Annotated in this window: 4 protein-coding genes; all 4 read left to right on the top strand. The window is 60.5% G+C overall.

What is annotated here, in order from left to right:
• Positions 1-464: 464 nt before the first annotated feature.
• The 4 genes from BQ17_RS12630 to BQ17_RS12620 all read left to right on the top strand — a co-directional run bounded on the left by BQ17_RS12630 (position 465) and on the right by BQ17_RS12620 (position 2,604).
• Positions 465-764, top strand: a complete 300-nt coding sequence (locus tag BQ17_RS12630) for a nucleotidyltransferase domain-containing protein (protein ID WP_089727596.1) — start codon at positions 465-467, stop codon at positions 762-764.
• Positions 761-931: a hypothetical protein gene (locus BQ17_RS21860; protein WP_176722411.1), complete on the top strand. Its 171-nt coding sequence runs from the start codon at positions 761-763 to the stop codon at positions 929-931. Before BQ17_RS12630 ends, BQ17_RS21860 begins: the two co-directional genes overlap by 4 nt.
• A gap of 112 nt (positions 932-1,043) precedes the next feature.
• Positions 1,044-1,685, top strand: coding sequence for a c-type cytochrome (locus tag BQ17_RS12625; protein ID WP_089727594.1), 642 nt, complete (start codon positions 1,044-1,046; stop codon positions 1,683-1,685).
• A gap of 127 nt (positions 1,686-1,812) precedes the next feature.
• Entirely contained in the window at positions 1,813-2,604 is a 792-nt protein-coding gene (locus tag BQ17_RS12620) for an endonuclease/exonuclease/phosphatase family protein (protein WP_369406471.1), read from the top strand.
• Positions 2,605-2,769 lie beyond the last annotated feature (165 nt).

Genomic DNA, 2,769 nt, shown 5'->3' with positions numbered 1-2,769 from the left:
ACGGTGCGCCGTGCCCAACGAAATGTTGCTGTTGGGCACGCCGGATCGTCCCTGATCCGGCTTTGCCCAACCTACGAACCGGCAGGATGCCGGCGTTCCCGGCTTTGCCCAATCGACACGGCTGGTAGTAACTTGTTAATCAAAAAGAAATTTATACGCGCCCGCCCTGGACCTGACATAGCCGCTGGTCGCTAGGCTCGCTTGCCTGGCCTGCTGCAACCCCAGGGGGCCGGTCTAACCTGCTACCTGCCGGCGGGCAGAGGTAGACACCAAGCAGGCAGGTCCGTCAAGACTATGTTTTCAGGGGAATTTATACGCGTTTGCCCGGTAGGGCCACCGGTAATAATCGCTGTTGAGACATAAGGTTGATATCGAAGGCATCTGACCGCATCAGGATCGGCCCTGCCGATATACTGAAACCTGCCGCTGTCGGATTTCCTCTTGTTAAGCTACTTGTTGGCAGGATGCGCCTGACCCGAGACCAGATCGCCGCTATCCGGCAAGCCGCGGAGGAGAGCTTTGGTGAAGGCTCCCAGGTTTGGCTTTTCGGCTCGCGGGTGGATGACCGGCGTCGCGGGGGCGATATCGACCTGTTGGTTCGGCCCGCGCAAGTTGCCTGTGCCCCGGATCTCAAGCGCAAGGTCCGCTTTTTGGGCAGGTTGGAAAGGTCACTGGGGGAGCGCAGGATCGACGTGCTCATAGAGACCGCAGGCGATCGCCGTCCCATCGTTCGGTTGGCGCACGAAACCGGGGTGAGGTTATGAAGGCTACCGCGGAGATTCTCGCCCTCGGGCAGATCCTGGCCCTCTGTCGGGGGCATGATGAGGTACTGAACGATGTCCTATATGATCTCTCCCGACGCAGGCTGGACACCCAAGCGCTCGAGCATCCGGGCAAGGAGGACCGTCGCCTCTTGGACCAGTTTGCTTAAAGGTCGATTTGACCAATATGCGGATATTCTGATATACATCCGCGGGTTTTCCGCAGGGGGCGACCGGGCGTTGCCGCGACAGTTTACGAGCAAGAAGCGGGCGATACATACCATGAAGACTTGGCTGATTTCGATTTCGGTTGCAACGGCGCTCATTTCCAGCGGTACCCAGGCAGCGGGCGAGGCCGCGGCAGGTGACGCTACGGCGGGCAAGGCCAAGGTGGCGGCTTGTACGGCCTGTCACGGCCCGAACGGAAACGCCTTGGTTCCGACCTGGCCCAAGCTCGCCGGACAGCATGCCCAATATATCTATAAGCAGCTGATGGATTTCAAGAGCGGTGCCCGGGCAAACGCCCAGATGGGTCCCCAGATGATCCCCCTCAGTGAACAGGACTTTCGGGACATCGCTGCCTATTACTCCACCCAGCAGCAGACGCCGGGGACCACGGATCCCGCAGCGGCGGAGCTGGGCGAGCGCATCTATCGCGGCGGTAACCCGGCCACTGGAGTTACTGCCTGCACCGGCTGCCACGGCCCGGCCGGCGCCGGTCTGGGAGCGGCCAAATTCCCGCGCGTCGCCGGACAGCACGCCCAGTATCTCGACTCGACCCTCAAGGGCTTTCGTACCGGGGCCCGTGCCAACGACCCGAACGGGATGATGAGAGATGTGGCCAGCCGTATGAGCGACGAGGAAATCGCTGCTGTGTCCCAGTTCATACAGGGCCTCACCGACTGGCCGCCCGATAGCCCGTAGGGTGGGCTGTGCCCACCAAATACTCTGTCCAGGTGGTGGGCGCAGCCCACCCTACCGGGCAGGGGGTTGGGAACCGCCTGCTTTTGCGCTAGGCTGATGGCATGTCGGTCCTATGTGGACCCTACCCATGCCGGTCCCAGACCGCCGGGTCAGCATGCAGCAGCTGCATCTGCTCAGCTACAATATCCAGGTAGGTATCTCTACCCGTCAGTACAGCGAGTATCTGACCAAAAGCTGGAAGCATGTACTGCCGCACCGCGAGCATCTGCCCAACCTGAGCCGCATCGCGTCCATACTGCACGAGTATGATTTCGTCGGTCTGCAGGAAGTGGACGCCGGCAGTCTGCGTAGCGGTTTTGTCGACCAAACCGAGTATCTGGCCTATCACGCCCAATTTCCCTATTGGTATAAGCAGGTCAATCGAAACCTGGGAAGGCTCGCACGGCACAGCAACGGCGTCCTGAGTCGGGTGCGTCCGTCCGAAATAACCGAGTACAAGCTTCCGGGATTTCCGGGACGGGGGGTGGTGGTCGTGGAGTTGGAAACTACCGACGAGTCCGTCCTAGCCGTCTGTATCCTCCACCTGGCCCTCGGACGGAGGGCCCGCCGCCGCCAGCTCGACTATCTTCGGGAATTGGCCGCCCACTACCCCTATGTGGTCATGATGGGGGACTTCAATTGCGATTGCGACTCCCGTGCGTTCAAGGATCTGGTGGCGAATACGGACCTCCGCGGGCTCGACTGTGAGTTCAAGACCTTTCCCAGCTGGTACCCGCGGCGCAACCTGGATCACATCCTCGCCTCCGGGAACCTGCGTATCATCGGGGTAGGGGTGCGGGTCCTCGACCATCCGCTTTCCGACCATTTACCCGTGAGTATGAAGGTTGCCCTCCCTGAGGGGGTCCAGCTTGCTACCTGAGCTTTCTTAAGAGCCTGTCTGGCTTACACGTTCGTAGCGAGGGAGCGAAGGGGCGAGGCAGATTTTGCGCTCGATTGGGGCGCAAGCTTAAGAGGCTGTCTAAAAACTAACCTATTGATTTTCTACTGGCATTGATTTTCGGCTGGCTCCCCAGGCTCCAGCGTG

It is taken from the genome of Candidatus Thiosymbion oneisti (assembly GCF_900092655.1).
Lineage (GTDB): Bacteria > Pseudomonadota > Gammaproteobacteria > Chromatiales > Chromatiaceae > Thiosymbion > Thiosymbion oneisti.
This window is presented reverse-complemented; position numbering and strand designations above follow the sequence as displayed.

Excerpts from the sequence above, each read along its gene's own strand:
- BQ17_RS12630 (WP_089727596.1), top strand. The coding sequence starts at position 465 with ATGCGCCTGACCCGAGACCAGATCGCCGCTATCCGGCAAGCCGCGGAG.
- BQ17_RS21860 (WP_176722411.1), top strand. The coding sequence starts at position 761 with ATGAAGGCTACCGCGGAGATTCTCGCCCTCGGGCAGATCCTGGCCCTC.
- BQ17_RS12625 (WP_089727594.1), top strand. The coding sequence starts at position 1,044 with ATGAAGACTTGGCTGATTTCGATTTCGGTTGCAACGGCGCTCATTTCC.
- BQ17_RS12620 (WP_369406471.1), top strand. The coding sequence starts at position 1,813 with ATGCCGGTCCCAGACCGCCGGGTCAGCATGCAGCAGCTGCATCTGCTC.